At 37.6% G+C, this 20,521-nt stretch carries 21 protein-coding genes and 1 tRNA gene; 12 read left to right on the top strand and 10 right to left on the bottom strand.

The genetic code is table 11. The features are described from left to right. Positions 1-254: 254 nt before the first annotated feature. Positions 255-839 carry an IMPACT family protein gene (locus J3U37_RS08170; protein WP_267336242.1) on the bottom strand — a complete coding sequence of 195 codons (585 nt, stop codon included), beginning with the start codon at positions 837-839 and terminating at the stop codon, positions 255-257. Positions 840-893: 54 nt separating this feature from the next. On the opposite strand from J3U37_RS08170, the gene nfi reads away from it, so the two are divergent. Next, positions 894-1,565, top strand: a complete 672-nt coding sequence (nfi, locus tag J3U37_RS08165; protein WP_255556219.1) for a deoxyribonuclease V — start codon at positions 894-896, stop codon at positions 1,563-1,565. Further along, positions 1,555-2,301, top strand: a complete 747-nt coding sequence (locus tag J3U37_RS08160; RefSeq protein ID WP_267374251.1) for a tRNA1(Val) (adenine(37)-N6)-methyltransferase — start codon at positions 1,555-1,557, stop codon at positions 2,299-2,301. Before nfi ends, J3U37_RS08160 begins: the two co-directional genes overlap by 11 nt. Positions 2,302-2,316: 15 nt before the next feature. On the opposite strand, the gene J3U37_RS08155 is transcribed toward J3U37_RS08160, so the two are convergent. The 3 genes from J3U37_RS08155 to apt form a co-directional block, all read right to left on the bottom strand. Continuing rightward, the gene (locus J3U37_RS08155; protein WP_267374249.1) at positions 2,317-3,726 is read right to left on the bottom strand and encodes a basic amino acid/polyamine antiporter; all 1,410 of its coding nucleotides are present in this window, start codon (positions 3,724-3,726) and stop codon (positions 2,317-2,319) included. 87 nt (positions 3,727-3,813) lie between these two features. After that, the gene (gene ddaH / locus J3U37_RS08150) at positions 3,814-4,584 is read right to left on the bottom strand and encodes a dimethylargininase (RefSeq protein ID WP_220219533.1); all 771 of its coding nucleotides are present in this window, start codon (positions 4,582-4,584) and stop codon (positions 3,814-3,816) included. A gap of 309 nt (positions 4,585-4,893) precedes the next feature. Further along, the gene (gene apt / locus J3U37_RS08145) at positions 4,894-5,445 is read right to left on the bottom strand and encodes an adenine phosphoribosyltransferase (RefSeq protein ID WP_220219534.1); all 552 of its coding nucleotides are present in this window, start codon (positions 5,443-5,445) and stop codon (positions 4,894-4,896) included. Positions 5,446-5,731: 286 nt separating this feature from the next. Between apt and J3U37_RS08140 the strand changes: the two genes are divergently transcribed. The 3 genes from J3U37_RS08140 to J3U37_RS08130 are packed head-to-tail and all read left to right on the top strand — an operon-like array spanning position 5,732 to position 9,219. Then, entirely contained in the window at positions 5,732-7,081 is a 1,350-nt protein-coding gene (locus J3U37_RS08140; protein ID WP_220219535.1) for a vWA domain-containing protein, read from the top strand. 3 nt (positions 7,082-7,084) lie between these two features. Continuing rightward, on the top strand, positions 7,085-8,536 hold the full coding sequence (locus J3U37_RS08135) for a sensor histidine kinase (protein ID WP_267329367.1): 1,452 nt from the start codon (positions 7,085-7,087) through the stop codon (positions 8,534-8,536). Next, a complete protein-coding gene (locus J3U37_RS08130) occupies positions 8,533-9,219 on the top strand; it encodes a response regulator transcription factor (protein WP_220219537.1) in 687 nt (228 codons plus the stop codon). The genes J3U37_RS08135 and J3U37_RS08130 overlap by 4 nt, the downstream gene beginning before the upstream one ends. On the opposite strand, the gene J3U37_RS08125 is transcribed toward J3U37_RS08130, so the two are convergent. Next, positions 9,216-9,389: a hypothetical protein gene (locus J3U37_RS08125; RefSeq protein WP_267374246.1), complete on the bottom strand. Its 174-nt coding sequence runs from the start codon at positions 9,387-9,389 to the stop codon at positions 9,216-9,218. The genes J3U37_RS08130 and J3U37_RS08125 overlap by 4 nt on opposite strands. Before the next feature lie 163 nt (positions 9,390-9,552). Between J3U37_RS08125 and J3U37_RS08120 the strand changes: the two genes are divergently transcribed. Continuing rightward, positions 9,553-10,200 (top strand): DUF421 domain-containing protein, encoded by a 648-nt coding sequence (locus J3U37_RS08120; RefSeq protein ID WP_220219538.1) that lies wholly within the window; start codon positions 9,553-9,555, stop codon positions 10,198-10,200. Positions 10,201-10,271: 71 nt separating this feature from the next. Here J3U37_RS08120 and ispE read toward each other — a convergent pair whose 3' ends face one another. Both ispE and lolB read right to left on the bottom strand, forming a co-directional pair. After that, positions 10,272-11,114: a 4-(cytidine 5'-diphospho)-2-C-methyl-D-erythritol kinase gene (gene ispE / locus J3U37_RS08115; RefSeq protein WP_267374243.1), complete on the bottom strand. Its 843-nt coding sequence runs from the start codon at positions 11,112-11,114 to the stop codon at positions 10,272-10,274. A gap of 12 nt (positions 11,115-11,126) precedes the next feature. Next, entirely contained in the window at positions 11,127-11,750 is a 624-nt protein-coding gene (lolB, locus tag J3U37_RS08110; RefSeq protein WP_220219540.1) for a lipoprotein insertase outer membrane protein LolB, read from the bottom strand. A gap of 177 nt (positions 11,751-11,927) precedes the next feature. Here lolB and hemA point away from each other — a divergent pair, with 177 nt between their 5' ends. The 4 genes from hemA to J3U37_RS08090 all read left to right on the top strand — a co-directional run bounded on the left by hemA (position 11,928) and on the right by J3U37_RS08090 (position 14,022). Then, the gene (gene hemA, locus J3U37_RS08105; RefSeq protein WP_267374241.1) at positions 11,928-13,199 is read left to right on the top strand and encodes a glutamyl-tRNA reductase; all 1,272 of its coding nucleotides are present in this window, start codon (positions 11,928-11,930) and stop codon (positions 13,197-13,199) included. 36 nt (positions 13,200-13,235) lie between these two features. Further along, entirely contained in the window at positions 13,236-13,490 is a 255-nt protein-coding gene (locus tag J3U37_RS08100; protein WP_220219542.1) for a DUF1289 domain-containing protein, read from the top strand. A gap of 103 nt (positions 13,491-13,593) precedes the next feature. Beyond that, the gene (locus J3U37_RS08095; RefSeq protein ID WP_220219543.1) at positions 13,594-13,836 is read left to right on the top strand and encodes a zinc ribbon domain-containing protein; all 243 of its coding nucleotides are present in this window, start codon (positions 13,594-13,596) and stop codon (positions 13,834-13,836) included. Between the two features lie 99 nt (positions 13,837-13,935). Then, positions 13,936-14,022: transfer RNA gene (locus tag J3U37_RS08090), tRNA-Leu, on the top strand. A 225-nt stretch (positions 14,023-14,247) separates the two neighbouring features. On the opposite strand, the gene J3U37_RS08085 is transcribed toward J3U37_RS08090, so the two are convergent. Further along, entirely contained in the window at positions 14,248-15,132 is an 885-nt protein-coding gene (locus J3U37_RS08085) for a LysR family transcriptional regulator (RefSeq protein WP_267374238.1), read from the bottom strand. A gap of 158 nt (positions 15,133-15,290) precedes the next feature. Here J3U37_RS08085 and J3U37_RS08080 point away from each other — a divergent pair, with 158 nt between their 5' ends. Next, entirely contained in the window at positions 15,291-16,253 is a 963-nt protein-coding gene (locus tag J3U37_RS08080; protein ID WP_220219547.1) for an aldo/keto reductase, read from the top strand. A 65-nt stretch (positions 16,254-16,318) separates the two neighbouring features. On the opposite strand, the gene dsdA is transcribed toward J3U37_RS08080, so the two are convergent. Further along, positions 16,319-17,650: a D-serine ammonia-lyase gene (gene dsdA / locus J3U37_RS08075; RefSeq protein WP_267374234.1), complete on the bottom strand. Its 1,332-nt coding sequence runs from the start codon at positions 17,648-17,650 to the stop codon at positions 16,319-16,321. Positions 17,651-17,673: 23 nt separating this feature from the next. Further along, entirely contained in the window at positions 17,674-19,011 is a 1,338-nt protein-coding gene (gene dsdX / locus J3U37_RS08070) for a D-serine transporter DsdX (RefSeq protein WP_267374231.1), read from the bottom strand. A 205-nt stretch (positions 19,012-19,216) separates the two neighbouring features. On the opposite strand from dsdX, the gene dsdC reads away from it, so the two are divergent. Then, the gene (gene dsdC, locus J3U37_RS08065) at positions 19,217-20,164 is read left to right on the top strand and encodes a DNA-binding transcriptional regulator DsdC (protein WP_220219550.1); all 948 of its coding nucleotides are present in this window, start codon (positions 19,217-19,219) and stop codon (positions 20,162-20,164) included. Positions 20,165-20,521: the final 357 nt, after the last annotated feature.

Genomic DNA, 20,521 nt, shown 5'->3' with positions numbered 1-20,521 from the left:
CAAGCTTTTTAAGTAGATTGAGTGTTAATCTAATTTATTTAAATGTTTGTATCTGTTTCAAAGTCACGTTTAGGATAAGGTATTTAATCTGGCAGAATTGGTTTTGTACATATCATTTGTCTATCTTTTTAAAAACGTTTTTATACTAAAACGTTGGTGTTTTCTGAAACTTCTTGTCAAGCCATTTAAGTCAATTTCGTTTTGATTTGTTATACAGCTTGTTGAGTAACGGTATTATTGTCTTACTCACGTTGTTAGGGTAATTGGATAATCACTCGCCCACGGGTTATGTCGCTGATGTTTTTTTGTAGTATTGCGGTTTTATCTTCAGTGATTGCCAAACTAACATTGACGCCTTGCGCATCAAAATCTTGATTTTCAATAATCGCATCAAGCTCTTTAAGTCGATTTTCAATGATAGGCCATTCACTGTAATAGCAGTGAAATTCGACCGGTATGCGTGTGATAAGCTCAATTAGTTCGGCTTGTTGTAAACAGTGGCTGGCACTGCCGCCATAGGCTCGTATCAAGCCGCCGGTACCCAGTTTTATACCACCAAAATAACGGGTAACCACCACCACGACTTGATCACAATCTTGCCCTTCAATGGCCGATAAAATAGGGCGCCCGGCGGTGCTGGTCGGTTCACCGTCATCATTAAAGCGATACTGCTGTCCAATCTTCCACGCCCAGCAGTTGTGGGTGGCATTTGGATCACTGATTTGGTCAATAAACTCTCCGGCTTGCTGGGGATTTACCACCGGCGCCGCATTAACAATAAAGCGGCTTTTTTTGATCTCTTCGATGAATTGGGTCGGTTTTGCTAATGTATATGGCATACTAATTCTGGTAAAATCGATTTATTGCCATAGATCATACTCAGCGAAATAAAAATGTCTATCAATTTAGAACAATTAAAACAATCACAACAACAATTAGCCGGGCAGGTTAAACTAACTGATGAGTTTAGCTCATCGGTGAAATTAATTGGTGGTACCGATGTGGGTTTTGAAGATGACGGTCGAATTACCCGAGCAGCCATTGTGATTTTAACTTACCCGCAATTGGTGCTGGTTGAGCATCATATCGCTCGTATAGAGACGACCTTTCCCTATATTCCCGGCTATCTCTCTTTCCGTGAGTATCCGGCTTTACTTGCCGCCTGGCAACAAGTTGAACATAAACCGGATTTGCTTTTTGTCGACGGTCAAGGCATTGCCCATCCTCGCCGCTTAGGTATCGCCAGCCATCTTGGGTTGTTATTGGATATGCCAACTATTGGTGTGGCTAAAAAGCGTCTTTGCGGTCAATTTCAGCCGATTGCCAAAGTCGCCGGTAATGTCACTGCGTTAATTGATAAACAGGCGCAAATTGGTTGGGTTCTACAAAGCAAAAATAACTGTAATCCGTTATTTATCTCACCCGGTCATCGTGTTAGTTTCGATAGTGCACTCAAATGGGTGAACTTATGTTTACGGGGATATCGCTTACCGGAGCCGACACGCTGGGCGGATGCGGTTGCGTCCAATAAACCTTTATTTAAGAAATTTTGCCATGACAACTGATCAAACAGCATTAAAAAAAGGCGGATTTACCTTTAAGCGCTTTTTTGTCGCCCACGATAACAGCCCAATGAAAGTGACGACCGATAGCTGTTTATTAGGTGCTTGGACGCCACTGGAACCGATGCCCAAAAAGGTGTTGGATATTGGTTGCGGTTGTGGTGTGATTGCGTTAATGCTAGCGCAACGTTTAGCAGGTATCGATTGTCAAATCGATGCGATTGATATTGATGAGCAAGCGGTTAAACAGTGCCAGCAAAATAGCTTGCAAGCCGATTTTCAATCGATTAATGCGATGACTGCCGATCTTAATCAGTTTCAATTAAATCAAGCCCATTGTTATGATCTGATTGTGACCAATCCGCCTTATTTTGCCTCAGCCGTTGCCTGTCGAACTACAAGGCGGCAGTTTGCGCGTTATACTGAAACGTTAAGCTTTACAGAGCTTATTGCCTCAGTTAAACGACTGTTGTCGTTAAACGGGCTTTTTTGTTTAGTCCTGCCTTATCACTTAGCCGATCAGTTTAAGATGTTATGTGAGTCAAATCAGCTCTATTTACACCAGCAGATGAATGTTAACTATAGTGCAGATAAAGACTATTCGCTGTCACTAATGGCGTTTGCTTTTGAGCCAACGCACAATGTCTTAACCCAGCAACTTTGTATGCGTGATGTTGACGGGCGTTACTCAAAAGCGTTCAGAGCGCTATTAACTGACTTTTATCTGTTCAGAAAATAACGCCATTTACTGATATTAACTTGGCAGGATATAAAAATAGATGATAGCAATGATTGCCAGTGTAATGATTGCTATCGCATAAAGTTTATCATGCAGATAGCTAAATGCAGGTAAGTTTCGCTGTTTGCGGGCATAAAGATAAAAAACCAGCCCCACACTATATAAAATCATCGATAACAGTAAATAGGACATGCCACCTGCATAAATCAGCCAAAATCCGTAGATAGATCCGGCTGAGCCAATCAATATCAGATAAGCTTTACCACGATTTAAAGCGAGTTTAAACACAAACAGCGCCGCTAATAAATAGGGGATAAGTACCATTGATGTCGATAACTGAATCAAGGTGTTGTAACCGGATTGATGAAAGTGCGCCAGAATAATTAAAATGGTAACCAAACACGTGGTTAACCATAACGCATTGGCCGGGGTGCCGTTTTTATTAAGTTTACCAAAGCATTTTGGTACGGTATGCTTTTCACCTTGTCCGGTGAGAAAGAGCATTTCAGCCGCTAACATCAGCCATGATAATAAGCCGCCACTGACTGAAACAATCAAACCCAGATTAATAAAGGTTGCACCCCAACTGCCGACGACTCGCTCAATCACTAACGCCATAGACGGGTTTTTCATTTCGGCAAGTTCATTTTGTGGCACAACGCCCAACGATAAGACCGAAACACAAACCAATAACAGACTGGTGATGGCAAAGCCAAAAAATGTTGCTCGACTAATGCTGATCATATTTTTGGCTCGAGCAGCATAGACGGTCGCACTTTCAATACCTAAATAGACCCAAACCGTGTAAAGCATGGTGTGCTCGATCTGCTCGATGATTGTGCCAAGCTGTGGTGAGCCCCAAAAATCGATCTTAAAGGTTTTTACCTTAAATGCCAAAATGACACAAATAATAAATAGCCCAATGGGGATGATTTTGGCCAGAGTAACTAAACAGTTAAGTAAAAATGCCCGATAGATGCCTTTTAAGACAAAAAAATGGACTATCCATAAAAAAATCAGTCCGGCAATTACTGACGGCAAGGTCGTTCCGTCGCCAAAATAATTAAAACAATCAAACGAGCCTATCGCACTAAAAAGAATCACTAAATAACTGGCACAGGCCATCCATGCTGATATCCAGTATCCCCATGCGGCATTAAAGCCGATGTAATCGCCAAAGCCTTCACGTACATAGCCGTATAAACCGTCGTTAATTTTATAAAAACGGATTGAGAGATATTGAAATATTCTCGTTAGCATTAACATGCCAAATAGGGTAATGACCCATGCAATCAAAATAGCGCCGGCGCCAGCGCCTTCAGCCATATTTTGCGGTAAACTAAAAATCCCGCTGCCAACAATACTACCTACCACCAAAAGGGTAAGCGGTAGGATGCCGAGTTTTTTTCTTACTGGTGTATTCATTGTGTTTTCTTTTTGGTCAATTAAATTGAAATAGGCTCGTATAATTATTGTTTCTCGTATAACTATTATTTCTCGTTTAACTATGGTTTAGAATCGTAATGACATACAACTTACACCACCGTCAATTTTACGGTATTCCGATGTATCGACTTCAAGAACGATATAACCTAATGCTTCAATTTTTGCTTTAGTTATCGGGTAACCTGAAGGCATAATGACCCGCCCATTAACCCATATACAGTTGGCGGCATAACTTTCTTGTTCCGGTATGGTAATAATATTAAGATGTTGAAATTCCGGTTTAGTAATAAACTCGCCGGCAGCAAGTAAGTTATTGTTTTCAAGGTAAGCAAGGCCGGTTTTTAGATGTAACACTTTTTCTAAAGTGACAACCGAACCACTTAAGCCATATTTTTGCAAAATTGCGATCATTTGATCTGCACCTTCTTGATTAGTGCGGGCAGATAAACCAATGTAGTAATGATCACCAACCATCATAATATCACCAGCTTCAACCGTTCCCGGCGCGGTAATGCGTTCTACTTTATTTGGGTAGAATCGTTCAATCGTGTCGATCATAATTTCAGTCTCTTCACGGCGGCTAGGTGCGCCGGGGCGAGTGATAATTGCGCAATGCGGTGTGCACAGCGTGACATCTTCGACAAACACTGAATCGGGGAAGCGCTCATCGGCGGGTAAAATGGTAATATCAACATCACATTGCTGTAAGGCTCGAATATAGTTGTTATGTTGATCTAAGGCTTTTTGATAATCGGGCTTACCTAAATTTGCTGAAGTTAATCCGTCAACCAATGATTTAGCGGGTGTTCGGGCAATAATATGACTAAATTTTTTCATCTATTTACATTTCCTTTCTGTATAAATAATTATGCTTAGATTTTGCATAATAATTCAGTTTATTGGCTTAATCAAGCATTAATGTGCTTTTTTATGCATTTATATTGTGATGCGGGGATTGCGTATGTATGATTTGGGGTCAGCGATAAAGTGATGATTATCTTTTGAAAAAAGAAAAGGGAAAGGCAATATGTTAATGAACTGTTAAAGAATGGTAGTAATTTCGTTAGTTATGAGTAAAGCCTTAACCATGGCTTTTATGCTGATTTTGGTGGTGCGAGGGCGATAGCTTCACCCCCGTTTAGTCGGTTATTCACCATGAAAGTCGATAAGAGTAAAACAGTTAATACCTAAATCGGTTAATTTTGTTTTACCATGCAGATCCGGTAAATTAATCACAAAAGCCGCATCTTGAGCGATGCCTCCTGCTTTTTCAATTAGTTTGGCGGTTGCAGCAACAGTACCACCAGTTGCTAGCAGATCATCAATGATTAATACTCGTTCGTTAGGTTTGATAGCATCGCAATGCATTTCGAGGGTATCAGTGCCGTATTCCAGTTGGTACGCTTCGCTAAATACGTGACGCGGTAACTTATGCGGTTTTCTAACTGGTACAAATCCTACGCCTAATGCTAAGGCGATAGGGGCGGCAAAGATAAATCCACGGGCTTCGGTGCCGACAACTTTATCGATTTTTTTATCTCGATAGTGGTCAATCAGTAATTCAACAGCGGTTTTAAATGCAATAGGGTCTTCAAGTAAGCTGGTAATATCACGAAATAAAATCCCTGGTTTAGGATAATCGGGAATAGTGATGATGCTGTTTCTGATAAGTTCAAGTTTTTCTTGTAACTGAGTCATATTCAAGATTCTCTATATGTTCTCTATAAGAGTTGCTAATTTTTTATTATATACCTTTGCTCTTTAAGCTGGCAATAAACAAAAAATGACATGTTGGTTAAATAAGGCAATTGCTGTTATATTAACCTGTAAATTTTAAAGGAATTCTATTCCTCAATCCTGTTTAAAGGTCTATTTTCAAACTCGTAATTGTTTTTACATACTTTTACATATAAATACATGCATTAGACATTTTGATTGGCAAAAGTTGGATAATTAAATAAACTTTTCACAAAGGGATGAAACAATGAAAATGATTAAACTAATAACTGCTGTAGGATTTACCCTATTGAGCTTTATGAGTCAGGCTACCGATTTGGTTAAACCTCGAATTCAAGTTCAGTCTGAACTTGCTCAGCCAATTATTCTGGAGAATGGTGAAGAAAAGAATTATCTGAGAATATCGTTAATTGGTGAAAAAAATGAACCGACCGGACGTGTACCTATCAATTTGGCAATTGTCATTGATCGTTCAGGCTCGATGTCAGGCGAACGTATCAAAAAAGCGAAAGAAGCCGCTATTTTAGCTGTCAATATGTTAAATGAGGACGATACTTTATCAATTATTGCTTATAATACTAATGCTGAAGTTATTCTGTCTTCGACCAAAGTCAAAAATAAACAAAAAATAATAAGTTTAATTGAAAAAAATCTGGTTGCAAATGGCGGTACTGCCTTATTTGCCGGTGTAAGTAAAGGGATAAATCAGGTTTCTAAACAACTTTCACGGGATAATGTTAACCGTATCATCCTCCTTTCGGACGGACAAGCTAATATAGGGCCATCTTCTGTATCGGAATTATCTGAATTGGCGATTGTGGCGGCTAAAAAGAATATTGCCATTAGTACTTTTGGTATTGGCGATGACTATAATGAACAACTGATGTCTTCAATTGCCAGTTACAGCGACGGTAATCATGTATTTGTTGATGATACTTCCAAACTTGAAAATGTATTTGTTCGGGAATTTAAAGATGTCATGTCCACTGTAGCGCAAGATATCGTTATTACCATTAATCTTAAAGATGGCACAAAACCTGTTCGTTTAATGGGTCGAGATGGTATCATTAAAGGTAATAAAGTGATTATTAAAATGAACCAGCTATATGCAAATCAAGAAAGGTATGTATTATTAGAAGTTATTCCACCAAAAGGAAAAGCTGGCGAAAATAAAACTTTAGCAAATATCGAATTTTCGTATAATGACTTACTTAATAAGAAAGTAGAAAAAGAAAATCAGACCGTCAATATTGCTTATACCAATAAACAAGATGTGGTAGATAAAGCGGTTGATCCAAATATTATTGCTGAAAGTGAAATACAAAAAGTTATTCTGGCAAATGACGAAGCGGTGGCACTGTATAATCAAGGAAAAGCGGAAGAAGCTAAATCACTATTAACTGTTTCTGCAGAGAAGCTTTCAGAAGAATCAATGCGATACATGGGTATCGCTCCCGAAGCTAGCGAAAAGATGAAAGCACAAATGGGTATTAATCAGGCTTTAGCTGATGCAATCGAAAAGGATGATGCAAAAGTTGCTCGTAAGAAAATGGTCGAAAAACAATTTCAATCGAGACAAAATAAAATCGAAAAATAACTTATGAAAAAATTAACAGCGATCCTATCTCTTTGTATATTTATTATGGCTTTTAGCTATCTTGGTTGGCGCACGCTAGAACACGAAGTAATAAAACGCGAAAATCAGGAGAAGTTGTTAGCACAAAGCCGTGCAGAAAATATAAAGTCTTTAATTGGATCGCTGTTAACCCAGCGATCGACCTATTTTAATAGTCTGTCTGACATATTATTATATGATGAATCAAATATAGATAAATTGTTACAAATCCAAACTGATGTAAAAAATATTTTTGTGATTGACCATGGTGTTATTAAATATTTAAGCAATGATACAGATAAACAATGGTCTCAATTAGTTGAATCTATTGGATATGATAACTCGATTTTATTTAACCATAATACTCAAAATGAACAGCACCGTTCGAGCACAGGTTGGTATCAAGCCTATAATTACCTAGTTTATTGGTCAATCCAGTCAGATACCATTATCGGTTTTGAACTTTCTAATATTAAATTATCATTAGATGTGATCAATCTGTTAGATGAAAAGGCAATGAACGATAGCTTTAATTTATCTAATGATGAAAAGCAGATTTACAATAACGGGGAAAAGTACCCTAATGAAATTGTGATCTCATTAGATTATCCGTTACAAAATTGGCAATTAACTTATTATTATCAATCAGCAAATTTAACCAATATCTATATTTTTGGTGTCAGTGTTATTGTTTTATTTATTCTGATAATTTTAGGACTTGCTCTCTATTGTTATCGCGAATATACCCAAACATTACGTTTGGCAAAACAACAAGTTAGCTTTGTCGGGCAAGTGTCTCACGAATTTAAAACACCATTAACCAATATCTCTCTCTATTCTGAAATGCTCAAAGAGCGATTAATTGATGAAGTCCAACCGGTACCGGATTATTTGGATGTGATCACCAGTGAAAGTAATCGGTTGACAAGATTAGTACAAAATGTGCTCAATTTTAATAAGCCAGCTAAACTCAATATTAAACCCGTCAATATCACTCAGCTTGTAAAGCAAATTTATTTCACCTTTAGGCCGGTTTTGGAAACCAAGTCTTTAGAACTGAATTTAATTTGTGATGTTCATTATGATTTTATGATGAATACGGATCAAGACAGCGTGATACAGATCATCAGCAACTTTTTAAGTAACGCTGAGAAATATGCTTCAAATGGCCAAAAAGTTGATTTAATTCTGACTGAACAAAATCACAAAGCCATTATTACCGTTCGAGATTATGGTAATGGTATTGCTAATAATCAATTAAAAAAGATTTTTAAGCCTTTTTATCGAATTAACTCTTCAATTACCGAAGGCGTTTCGGGCACTGGTATTGGTTTAACTATTGCAAATCAATTAGCCCAACAGCTCAATGGTAGTATCAAAGTGACTAATGAGAAACCAGGCGTTGCGTTTTCATTAATCTTAATGGAGTCAAAATGAAAATTTTAATTGTCGAAGATGATCAATATATCCGAAAGGGGATGACCGATCTTTTAGAGCAGGAAGGCTACACCGTTATTGAGGCTTCCAATGGTACAATCGCTCTTGAGCTATTTAGTAAAAACCCGCCCGATTTTGTTATTTTAGATATTATGATGCCGGACTTAGACGGTTACTCTGTTTGCCGTGAGATTCGCAAAGCTAATGATGATGTCCCCATTTTATTTTTATCGGCCAAAGATGAAGAGATTGATCGGGTGATTGGTTTAGAATTGGGTGCCGATGATTACATGAGTAAGCCTTTTGGTATCCACGAACTCAGAGCAAGAATCAAAGCCATTGCCAAACGTTATCTTAAATCTCAACTCTCTTCTAATCAAACATCCAGCCCATTTTTTATTTTTGGTGATTTATGGGTTTACCCAACCGAACTTTGTGCCAAACGAAATGATCAAGTTATTGAGCTTTCATTGCGTGAAGTAAAAATCTTAGAGTGCTTATATCAACATAAAAATCAGGTTGTCACTCGCGATATGTTGTTTGATTATGTATGGGGCTATGATTATTCACCCAATAGCCGAACGTTAGATCAACATATTTCTAAGTTACGTAAGCAAATAGAAATCGATCCACTCAATCCAACTTTAATCAAAACCGCACATGGACTGGGTTATCGGTACTAGGCGATAACGGTTTTGATCGGGTTAGATTTGTCACGCTCTTTAAGCGTTGCGGTTCGTTGCTGTTCGTTACTGTAGTCTGCTGGCTTTAAACTATCATCTGTAATAGATCCAGCCGAATACAGGTGGTATTGAATAAACAGATTATGTGGTATTTTAGATGTGTTCAACATTGGCATTTCGCAAATGGGCGAAATACATTTAAACCATTAATCGTGTCAATTTTTTCTTAAAAGCGTCACTTTCGCTGCTGTGCTGTTTTTAGTTCTATTCATTTGTTTTTATAACCCTATAACTTGTTTGATGTTTTATCAATACTATTGGAGTAAGACTAAAATGAATTATTACGATTTCTTAATTATTGCAGTGAAATTATTTGTCGTGTTTATTTGTATCATTTTATTTCTTAAAATCACTGGTAAAACATCGTTATCTCAAATGTCCAGCATTGATTTTATCGGTAATATGATTTTGGGTGGTATTGCTGGCGGCATCATCTACAACCCTAAATTAACGATATTTGATTTTTTGGTTGTGCTACTGATGTGGACAACGATTATGTATGTTTCCAACTATTTAAAAAAGAAAAGTCAAAATGCCAAAGCCTTTATTGTCGGTAATCCCATAGTATTAATGGATAAAGGCAAAATTAAATTAAATGAATTTGCGGCGGTCAATTTAGACATGTCGAGTTTTGCCGTTTTATTAAGGATGAAAAACATATTTACCATACACGAAGTTGAAAAGGCGATTTTAGAGCCTAATGGGCAACTGTCGGTCATTAAAAAAGGCGATAAAGGAATAGCATCAATCGTGCTGGAAAACGAAGAGCCGTTAGATGATGTACTTAAAGATTTAGGAAAAGATGAAGATTGGCTAAAAGCGAAATTAGCTGAGCAAGGTTATCACAGTTATGAAGGGCTATACTGTGTTGAATACTATAACGGGCATCTATTTATAATTCCTAGCGATGCGGTTAATTAATCAATCATAGTAATTGCAAAAAATTTTGATAAACCTTAAGTCGCTTTAACTGAGCACCTTAAGGTTAGATTTCATGATTGGTACAAAGGCGAATGATTTAATGATCTTGCAATAAAACTACTCACCGACATGGTGTTATTAAGTTTAGCCTGTAATGCCAAAGCATGATCTTTTGATTGGCATTGACTAAAAACACATGCGCCTGTGCCGGTTAGTCGGGTAGGGGCAAATTGTGAAAGGTAATGGATTAACTCATCAATGTTGGGATAACGTTGACGTACCACTTTTTCACAATCATTACTGAGTTTATCAAAGGGTATTGAAAGAAGCTCATCAATCGTTCGACAAGGTGTATCACGAGTCAGCTTAGGATCGTTGAATACCTCTATCGTTGACACTTCAATATTTGGGTAACTGACTAAATACCAATGTTCGGCAATATCAACACGTTGGAACTGATCGCCAATTCCTTCGGCAAAAGCAGCATGTCCGTAAATGAAAATCGGTACATCAGCGCCAATTTGACGCCCGATTTCCATTAATGTTTGTGTTGATAGATTAAGTTGCCATAAATGATTTAATGCAACTAGCACGGTGGCTGCATTGGATGATGCACCGCCAAGGCCGCCACCCATTGGTATTTTTTTATCAATACTTATCTCGACACCTAATTCCTGCCGATTGCTATAATTTTTTAATCGCTGTGCGGCAATGGTAATTAAATTTTTATCGGCAGGGACGTGATCAAATGGTGTTAATAATTTGATCTCATCACATGCCGTAACGTTAAATGTTAAGCTGTCGCAATAATCAATAAATTGAAACAGCGTTTGTAAATTATGGTAATTATCAGCACGACGACCAGTGATATATAAAAATAAATTCAATTTAGCAGGTGACAACCAGTGTTTCATTAGGTTTATCCGTTATTGTAAAGTCCAGTTGCTGATTTTTAGGCGAACAAGATCATCTTTATGGGTAAGTTCAATTGTTGCCGGTAAATCAATCTTTTTGTTGTGATAGGTATAGGTATCATAATTGGTAATTTTAAGCGCCCATTTATTATTGTTTTGCATAAATGAAGTGGCGGCTAATCTACCCAAATTATCTAATTTATCGGCATTTGGATCATCAGAATAACCTTTCAACCAATTGTGTAATGACTCAAGCGGAATGTTCACGTTAGTCACTCTTCTCATTAAACTTTCAACGTTTCTATCATCATAACGTCCACCGTCACTATCAGTCAGTTGAGCATAATCAGGCTCGGCTCTGAGCGTTAAAATATTGGTACCAATCGGTGTGGTTAATCTAATTTCGTAACGATTAGGTGATTGTTGTGTGATTAAGAAACGTCCATAGCTGCGGTTTTTTTCGCCGATATGGGCTATGCTACCTTTAACTTGAAAAGCGGTAATTTGTTTAAGTTCTTGTTGATGCATCTGCCATTGTTGCTGTGATGATGCCGTAGTTTGATATTTGGTCGTTTGACAAGCTGTAATTAGCAATGGCAAGCTTATAACAAGCACATATTTTATTTTATTAAACATAAGTCAGCTCTTTAGTTAGTTTAGGCTAGGGTAGGATGATTATAACTGATAAATGAGCGAATAAGAAAATCTAACTGTAAATTAACCTTTATATTTTTTTTATGTATAATACAAACCCAAAGAACGCTTAATAAAATAATTATTTCTAATAAAAAATTTAAAATAAGAAGCATTGCAATGTCAATTACAATATTAGGTGTTAATCATAAAACAGCGCCACTAGCTTTAAGGGAAAAATTGGCTTTTCCTAATGAATTAGTCGAACAAGCGTTATCTAGTCTTTACCAACATCCTTTAGTGGAAGGCTGTGTTATTTTATCGACTTGTAACCGAACTGAAATTTACTTAAGTTATGAGCATCAAACTGACTATTTACGGCTTAAACAGTCTGTTGAAAACTGGTTAGCGCAATTTCATCATTTTGATATCAGTCATTATCGAGATTCATTTTATTGGCATGAAGGGCAACAAGCCGTTGAACATTTAATGTCAGTTGCCTGTGGTATCGATTCGATGATTATTGGTGAGCCGCAGATTTTAGGTCAGGTTAAGCAAGCTTATCACTATTCACAGCAACAAAATTGCTTATCGGTCAAATTAACTAAACTGTTTCAATCGATATTTCATGTTGCCAAAATTGTGCGTAGTCAAACCAATATTGGTGCCAATACCGCATCGGTTGCTTATGCTGCCTGTTTAGTTGCTCGCCAGTTATTTACTGATACCTCAAGCTTAAATATTATGCTGGTTGGGGCAGGGGAAACTATTGAGCTTATTGCCCGTTATTTAAAACCCCATAACTTCAATCATATCATTGTTGCTAATCGCACGGTTGAAAATGCATTAAAACTTACCGCAATTGTTGATGCTGAGATGATTGCTTTATCGGATATTGCAGCTCGGCTAAGCGAGGTTGATATTGTTATTAGTTCGACAGCGAGCTTATCACCTATTATTAGTCAAACAATGGTTAAACAAGCATTACAAGCTCGAGATTATCGGCAAATGCTATTTATCGATTTGGCGGTGCCTCGTGATATAGAAGCGACAGTCAATCAACTCAAACCTATTCATCTTTATACTATTGATGATTTGCAACAAACGGTTGAGAATAATCTTGAACAACGTGCAATTGCCGCTAAAGAAGCCCACGCTATTATTCAACAGCAAGCGGAAATTTTTCTTGAATGGTTAAAAGCCAGAGAAGCGGTTGATTATATCGTACAGTATCGACGTAATGCCGAAAATATCAAGCGAGAGTTAGAACTCAAGGCTCGTAACGCTATTAAACAGGGTGCGAATATCGATGAGGTATTTGCCGAATTTTCGCATCGATTAACCAATAAACTGATTCATGCGCCAACTCAAACGTTATTACACGCAGCTGCGCATGATTGTGATGATTGTTTTAAAGTACTCAGTAAAGCTTTAGGGTTAAAGGCGCATTAAGCATCTATACAGCACCCTAAAAGGATGTGGTAAAAATTGGATCAGATTGAGTTTTTTGATATTCAAAGCCCTTGTAAGCGTGTTTGTGAGACCGATAAGCAAGGCTATTGTTTAACTTGCTATCGATCAAGAGCAGAGCGGTTTAACTGGTTAAAGCTATCTAATAGTCAAAAACAAGACGTGTTACGTTTATGCAAACAGCGAGCATTAAGGCGTCGCTATTTGCTAATACAGCAACAACGCCAGCAACAATCCACATCTACGACGCCACAAATGGAGCTGAACTTTTAAACTGTTATCATCCTGCTAAACTCATCTTGTAATCCTGTTAAACTCGGAGTAGGATTTTGTTATCCGTATGTGTTTCTTTCACTTGGTGAATTGGGATTAAATTATGAAAATGTGTATTGCCTGCGGTATGCCAATGACATCAATCGGCGATTATCCTTTACACGATATCTCCAAAAATTATTGTAAACATTGCGCTCATCAAGACGGGACGATGAAAACGTTTGATGAAAAATGGCAGGAAGTCACATTACGTTATGCAAAAGAGCACAATATCATTTATCCGGTGGCAAAACAGACCGCTTATGTCATTCTTAAAAAATTACCGGCATGGAAACGCAAATGGTAGCTGAAATTTTAGGCAACCAGAAGGCTTAACGATAATATCTGTTGCAGATATCGCAAAGCTTAGTATAATGCCAACGTTTACTTATTTACACTTCTTAATGCCAGTGTGGCGAAATTGGTAGACGCAGCGGATTCAAAATCCGCCGCCCTTAAAAGCGTGTCGGTTCGAGTCCGACCACTGGCACCACTTAAACATCAAATAAACCAATGTAATAAATTATCTCTCTTTTATCGAACCGCCAAATAACGCACTTCTTAATTATTAAACCTAATAGCAAATACTCAGTTTTTACACCCCAATCTTAAGTACTTATCTCAAAAGCGAATAGGGAGTAATTGTTAAATATTCTTTAGATTTAATAAAATTTTATCCAAAATAAAGACTAGAAGAATGATTGAAATTGGTTACCTGTCAGGGGGATTTTAATGCCTCTACCACCAATTTGAAAACGTTTGAGTGACCTTTACGGCTTGAGTAGTAGATATAAAAAGGTTCATAGGTTATGGCAAATTTGGGTAAAAGTTCGATTAAGGTTCCATTAGCGAGTTCTTCTTCAACTTCAAGGCGGCCGATCCACGTGATGCCTAGCGCATCTAAGGCTGCTTGTTTGCGTATATGATTATTGGTAGTGAATTGAGAGGTTGGCTGATAATTGACGATTTTACCATTTTCGATAAATTCCCAGGTCAATTCGCTAGCATGCTGGGCAGAGATTCTTAATCCGATTAGCTGGTGATGATCTAAATCGCTTATTTTTTCCGGTAATGTTTTATTTTTGAGGTAAATCGGGCTTGCTACCAGTGCCATTTTTAATGGATCAGAGATTTTTACTGCTATCATCTCTTTAGGTAGATCATTGCCGATCCGACACCCCATATCATATCCTTGTTTAACAATATCCGCCCAATTATTATCAGATTGAATTTCAATTTTAACTTGTGGATAACGTTTTAATATATGGCGCAGTTTGGGGTAAAGAATTGTTTGCGTTGCCAGACTGGACGCATTAATTTTAATTGTTCCCGAAGGTGTACTTAGAAAGTCAGATAAGGCGTTAACTTCGTTATTAATGGAATGAAATAATGGGGCGATTTGCTTATAGAGTTGATCACCTGCTTCGGTTAACGACATGCTTCTTGTTGTTCGATTAAATAAACGAAGATTTAAACGACTTTCAAGACTCTGCATACTATGGGAGAGGGCGGAGGAAGAGACGCCTAGGGATTTTGCCGCTTTGACAAAGCTCCCGGCTTTGGCGATTGTGATAAAGTAATTTAACTCATTAAAGTTATACATATGCAGTATATTGATGAATATTATTCATGATACTATAAATCAATCACTTATTTATCTCAATCAATATTGTGATTACAATGATTTTATCAGCTAAGGGCTATGTGCCGATCGCAAAATAGGTCTTTAGATCATCATGTCGCAGTTAAAGAGAGGATATTATGGATTATGTAAAACTAGGCAATACCGATATTAAAGTTTCACGTTTTTGTTTGGGTTGCATGAGTTTTGGCGATCCAGCCAGTAAAATGCACGCTTGGACGCTCAATCCGGATGAGAGTGAAACAATTATTAAGCATGCACTTGATTTAGGCATTAATTTTTTTGATACCGCAAACACCTACTCGGCCGGCACCAGTGAAGAATATGTAGGTCGAGCAATTAAGAGAAATATCCAGCGAGATAAGGTGGTTTTAGCCACTAAAGTCTATTTTAATGAAGGCCATTTATCTAAGGGCGCGATTGAAAAAGAGATTGAAGGCTCGTTAAAAAGACTAGGTACCGATTATATTGATTTGTATATTATTCACCGTTTTGACTATAGTACGCCAATTGAAGAGACCATGGAAGCATTGCACAAGCTGGTTAAAGCCGGGAAAGTAAGAGCTTTAGGCGCATCCGCTATGTATGGCTATCAATTTTTTAATCTGCAACTTGCCGCTGAAAAAAACGGCTGGACCAAGTTTGTGTCGATGCAAAATCACTATAATTTATTATATCGTGAAGACGAGCGTGAATTGATTCCGATTTGTAAACAATTTAATGTTTCATTAACGCCGTATAGTCCTTTAGCTGCGGGTAGGTTGGCACGCTCGCAATGGCATACCGATACGTTACGTAGCCAAACAGATCAAACCGCTATCGCCAAATATGACGGAATGGAGAGCGCCGATATAAAAATTGTGCAAAGAGTGCAGGAACTTGCCGAAAAACATCATGTCACTATGACGCAAATTGCTTTAGCATGGCAATTTGCCAAAGGAGTGACGTCACCAATTGTTGGTGCCACAAAAACACAATATCTTGATGATGCTGTCGGAGCTTTGTCGGTATCATTATCCGATGACGAGATAACCTATCTTGAAGAGCTTTATGTAGCGCATCCAATTGTCGGCGCACTTTAATTATTTGTTTTAGATTTGTGATTTACTGACAAATATCAAGGTGATATTTGTCAGTAAGGGAAGTTTTAACTTCTTCCCGCTTGCAAATATTTTTGCATCTCTTCACTTGGTACCATTCCACCGCCGGTTGCCCAAACAAGGTGGGTTGCATTTTGCAACTGTTCAGCGGTAAATTGCATACGCTCTAAGTATGGCGCATCGCTTGTTACCACAATTGGCCCTAACATTCCGGCCAGTGCTGAAGGTTCAAGTTGAATATGTTCAGTTTTATCAAGTAATGCCAATAGATCATACATGTCCTGATCTGACAGCGTATAATAGCCGTCTAACAGACGTTCCATCGCTCTACCGACAAATCCTGAAGCTCGTCCAACTGCTAAGCCGTCCGCTGCTGTAAGATTATCAATGCCGATATCTTGTACCGCGATTTCATCGTGCAGACCGGTATAGACACCTAATAACATACAAGGCGAGTGGGTTGGTTCGGCAAAAATACAATGAACATTATCACCAAATGCCATTTTTAGCCCAAAAGCAACACCGCCCGGTCCACCACCAACGCCACAAGGCAGATAGACAAATAACGGATGCTGTTTATCGACTTTAATACCCATATGATCGAACTGTTGTTTTAATCGTTCTCCGGCAACCGAATAGCCTAAAAATAGTGTTGTTGAATTTTCATCATCAATAAAGAAACATTTAGGATCGGATTGTGCCGCTTTTCGCCCTTGTTCAACAGCTACGCCATAATCTTGTTCATATTCGACAACGTTAACCCCGTGTGATCGTAATTTCTGTTTTTTCCATTCACGGGCATCGGCTGACATATGAACACTGACTTTAAACCCTAATTTGGCACTCATAATACCAATAGATAAGCCAAGATTACCGGTTGAACCGACTGCAATACTGTATTGACTAAAAAACTGTTTGAAATCATCAGAGAACAACTTGCTATAGTCATCGTTTTTAGTGAGTAAACCATTTTCTATTGCCAATTTTTCAGCATGGGTTAACACTTCATAAATGCCCCCTCGTGCTTTAATCGACCCCGAAATAGGTAAATGGCTGTCTTTTTTTAAAAATAGCTGACCGGCAAAATTGGTTTTATAACGCTCTTCCATTGCTTTTTTCATATTGGCAATTTCAACAACAGGCGATTCAATAATCCCTTGTGTTGCTGCGGTTTCCGGAAAAGCTAAAGCAAGATAAGGTGCAAAGCGTTTAAGCCGTTCGCTGGCATCAGTAATATCCGATTGATCAAGCCCGACGTAAGGTAAGGCAATGTCCAATGTGGTTATGTTGGGATTGAACCAACTGCATGGTTGAAGTTTGATCAGTTTATCTACTAGTGGTTTATCATTAACTAGTGCTTTCGTATCGATTTGACTCATATACGCTCCTTGTTGTTGAATCATTAAATAAAATTAGATAACACGAAAGTGCCTATTAGTGCAACAATTGATGCAATAAAGGTGGCTGTTGTGTAATACTTGAAAATTTCGCTCATTGTTGCTCCGCAATATTGTTTGACGAGCCAAAATAGTGAGTCAGTGACAATCGTACAACCAATAGCGCCAGATCCAATAGCTAATGTGATAATCTCCGGACTGATACCGGGATACATCGACATCATTGGCGAAACAATAGCCGTTGCCCCCATCATGGCAACTGTCGCTGAGCCTACAGCGGCATGTAAGATAATGGCGACTAACCAGGCTAATAAAATAGGGTGCATATCCAGATGTGATAAAATGCCCGCTAAACTATCACTTAATCCGCTGGCTTTTAAGATACCATTAAATGCGCCGCCAGCCCCAATAATTAACAGAATATTGGCAATAGATGAAAAACAATCTTCTGTTTTTGTCAATAATGTTGCCATGCTCATATGGCGCTTAATACCTAGAATATAATAGGCGACAAATGCAGCAATAAACATAGCGGTAATTGGATTACCGATAAATTCAAGTATGGAGTAGACGGTGCTGGTTTTGTCCATATTTAATTCAGCGGTGGTTTTAATCAACATAAGAATAATAGGCAGCAATACGGTAAACAGGGTTGCGCCTAATGAAGGTAACTCATCTTCAGTTCGCACTTTTAAATCGGAAAATTGTTCCGGTACAGCTTTGAAGGGAATTTTATTTTTAATCATTCGTAAAAAAATCGGACCGCCCGCTAATGACGCAATTAATCCGATAATTAAACCATAAATAATCACACTACCAATATCCGCGCCTAATGCATTGGTGACATATAATGCAGCAGGGTGTGGTGGTACAATGCAGTGCACTGCCATTAACGCAGTACATAAAGGGATGGCTAACAATAATAACGAGGTTTTGGTTTTTTTAGCTATTGAGAATGCTAACGGGATAAGTAATACAACCCCAACCTCAACAAATAGAGTGATACCACAGATTAAACCGACTAACACCATAATGACATCAGGGGATAACCAACGGCATTTTTGTAGGGTGATCCCAATGCGCTCTGCGGCACCGGAAATCTCCATCATTTTACCTAAAATTGTTCCTAAACCGATGACGGCAGCTAAAAAACCCAGCGTGCCACCGATGCCATCTTGAATCGATGATATCATTGTTAGTGGTTTCATTCCCATTAAAGCACCCACATAAAAACTGGATAATAATAAGGCTAAAAAAGGATGAAGTTTACATTTGACGATACTAATTACAATTAACAAAATACTTGTTACTAAAACACCTAAAACCCAAAATTGTGAATCCATCATGTTTTCCTTGTATAGTAAAGAGTGAGTGAGTATTAGATTTTAAGCATCCCAAACTGACAAATGATTAATAATCACGTTAGCATGAACTAGTTTCAGTTAAAGATGTGATTTGTATCATGAAATTAATAATTTGTGATCAATTGGATATGTTTTCAGCAATATTTATAGTTTAATAACGGAATTTTTCAGAAAGGAGAGAGTAATGTTTGATGATGATCGCATTTTTACAACTAATCGATTGGTTTCACGTTATCAATTAGCAAAGTTTCACACTTTTGAAGCAGCCGCGCGTTACTGTTCTTTTATTCAAGCAGCTGATGAGTTATGTATTAGTCCGAGTGCTGTTAGTCATCAAATTAATAAGCTGGAGGAGGAGTTAGGTTTTAAACTGTTTATTCGGTCACATCGGCGTATTAAATTAACCAATGACGGTGAAAATCTATTTAATATTCTAAAAAAATCTTTGGCTCAGTTAAATAAAGAGATTTTAGAAATCAAAAGTCAGGAGTTAGCCGGCCAATTAACGATTTATGCCAGACCGACTTTTGCTCAAGGCTGGCTGGTGCCTAGAATCTCAGAATTCATTACCAAACACCCGTATATCACGGTCAATATTTTAACAGGTAATGAAATGATTAATTTTAACCAGCATCGCATTGATCTGGCGATCTATTATGATGATTTAGAACATAAGGATTTAAATTGTTACCATTTAATGCATGAATCGATTACCCCTGTTTGTAGTGCAAAGTATGCAGAGAGATATAATTTAAATGATCACTTTGATAACCTTAAACACTGTTTTTTATTACACGATTATCAAGCATGGGGTTATGATTCAAACTTTGATGAATGGGAGACATGGCAGCGACAATTTAATCTAAATTATGATTTTTATTCGATTCCGATGATGTTATTTGACCGTTCTGATTTGGCGTTAACCGCAGCTATGAATCATACCGGTATTGCAATGGGACGGCATCATATCATTAAAAAATACATTGAGTCGGGTGAATTGATTATCCCGTTCCCGGATATGGTTGCAACTTGCAAACAGCGTTACTATATTATTACCGGAAGTAACCAGCGTAATCCTAAAATAAGGGCATTTATTAAATGGGTGAAAGAGAGTATGAATCGAATTAATTAGATTTTACATGCAGGTTAGACGGTTATTTAGAACAGATTTATCAATAGTACGATAAAAAAGCGTTATTATTTGTAATCTCCCTTCAATAATACCACGCCTTGCTTGATTAAAAACTTATTTAATTTTGTTTGACTTTATACCTTTTTGTTATTATTAATGAATCGCTTTGATGTTTCTGTTTCACTTAAGCATAAACATCAGAGCAATTTAATTTTTAATCAATATATATTCTTTATTAGAATAACTATATAATTTTTCTGTATTATCACGTTTTATCATACCTATCTATAATGTTATTACGATAAGTAATACACATTTTCCTAAATGAGTTGAACGATTCATTTAATCAATAGAATA

The organism is Gilliamella sp. B3172 (assembly GCF_026536465.1).
Taxonomy (GTDB): Bacteria; Pseudomonadota; Gammaproteobacteria; order Enterobacterales; family Orbaceae; genus Gilliamella.
This window is presented reverse-complemented; position numbering and strand designations above follow the sequence as displayed.

Coding starts and splice junctions, on each gene's coding strand:
- J3U37_RS08170 (WP_267336242.1), bottom strand. CDS start 839: ATGCCATATACATTAGCAAAACCGACCCAATTCATCGAAGAGATCAAA.
- nfi (WP_255556219.1), top strand. CDS start 894: ATGTCTATCAATTTAGAACAATTAAAACAATCACAACAACAATTAGCC.
- J3U37_RS08160 (WP_267374251.1), top strand. CDS start 1,555: ATGACAACTGATCAAACAGCATTAAAAAAAGGCGGATTTACCTTTAAG.
- J3U37_RS08155 (WP_267374249.1), bottom strand. CDS start 3,726: ATGAATACACCAGTAAGAAAAAAACTCGGCATCCTACCGCTTACCCTT.
- ddaH (WP_220219533.1), bottom strand. CDS start 4,584: ATGAAAAAATTTAGTCATATTATTGCCCGAACACCCGCTAAATCATTG.
- apt (WP_220219534.1), bottom strand. CDS start 5,445: ATGACTCAGTTACAAGAAAAACTTGAACTTATCAGAAACAGCATCATC.
- J3U37_RS08140 (WP_220219535.1), top strand. CDS start 5,732: ATGAAAATGATTAAACTAATAACTGCTGTAGGATTTACCCTATTGAGC.
- J3U37_RS08135 (WP_267329367.1), top strand. CDS start 7,085: ATGAAAAAATTAACAGCGATCCTATCTCTTTGTATATTTATTATGGCT.
- J3U37_RS08130 (WP_220219537.1), top strand. CDS start 8,533: ATGAAAATTTTAATTGTCGAAGATGATCAATATATCCGAAAGGGGATG.
- J3U37_RS08125 (WP_267374246.1), bottom strand. CDS start 9,389: ATGTTGAACACATCTAAAATACCACATAATCTGTTTATTCAATACCAC.
- J3U37_RS08120 (WP_220219538.1), top strand. CDS start 9,553: ATGAATTATTACGATTTCTTAATTATTGCAGTGAAATTATTTGTCGTG.
- ispE (WP_267374243.1), bottom strand. CDS start 11,114: ATGAAACACTGGTTGTCACCTGCTAAATTGAATTTATTTTTATATATC.
- lolB (WP_220219540.1), bottom strand. CDS start 11,750: ATGTTTAATAAAATAAAATATGTGCTTGTTATAAGCTTGCCATTGCTA.
- hemA (WP_267374241.1), top strand. CDS start 11,928: ATGTCAATTACAATATTAGGTGTTAATCATAAAACAGCGCCACTAGCT.
- J3U37_RS08095 (WP_220219543.1), top strand. CDS start 13,594: ATGAAAATGTGTATTGCCTGCGGTATGCCAATGACATCAATCGGCGAT.
- J3U37_RS08085 (WP_267374238.1), bottom strand. CDS start 15,132: ATGTATAACTTTAATGAGTTAAATTACTTTATCACAATCGCCAAAGCC.
- J3U37_RS08080 (WP_220219547.1), top strand. CDS start 15,291: ATGGATTATGTAAAACTAGGCAATACCGATATTAAAGTTTCACGTTTT.
- dsdA (WP_267374234.1), bottom strand. CDS start 17,650: ATGAGTCAAATCGATACGAAAGCACTAGTTAATGATAAACCACTAGTA.
- dsdX (WP_267374231.1), bottom strand. CDS start 19,011: ATGGATTCACAATTTTGGGTTTTAGGTGTTTTAGTAACAAGTATTTTG.
- dsdC (WP_220219550.1), top strand. CDS start 19,217: ATGTTTGATGATGATCGCATTTTTACAACTAATCGATTGGTTTCACGT.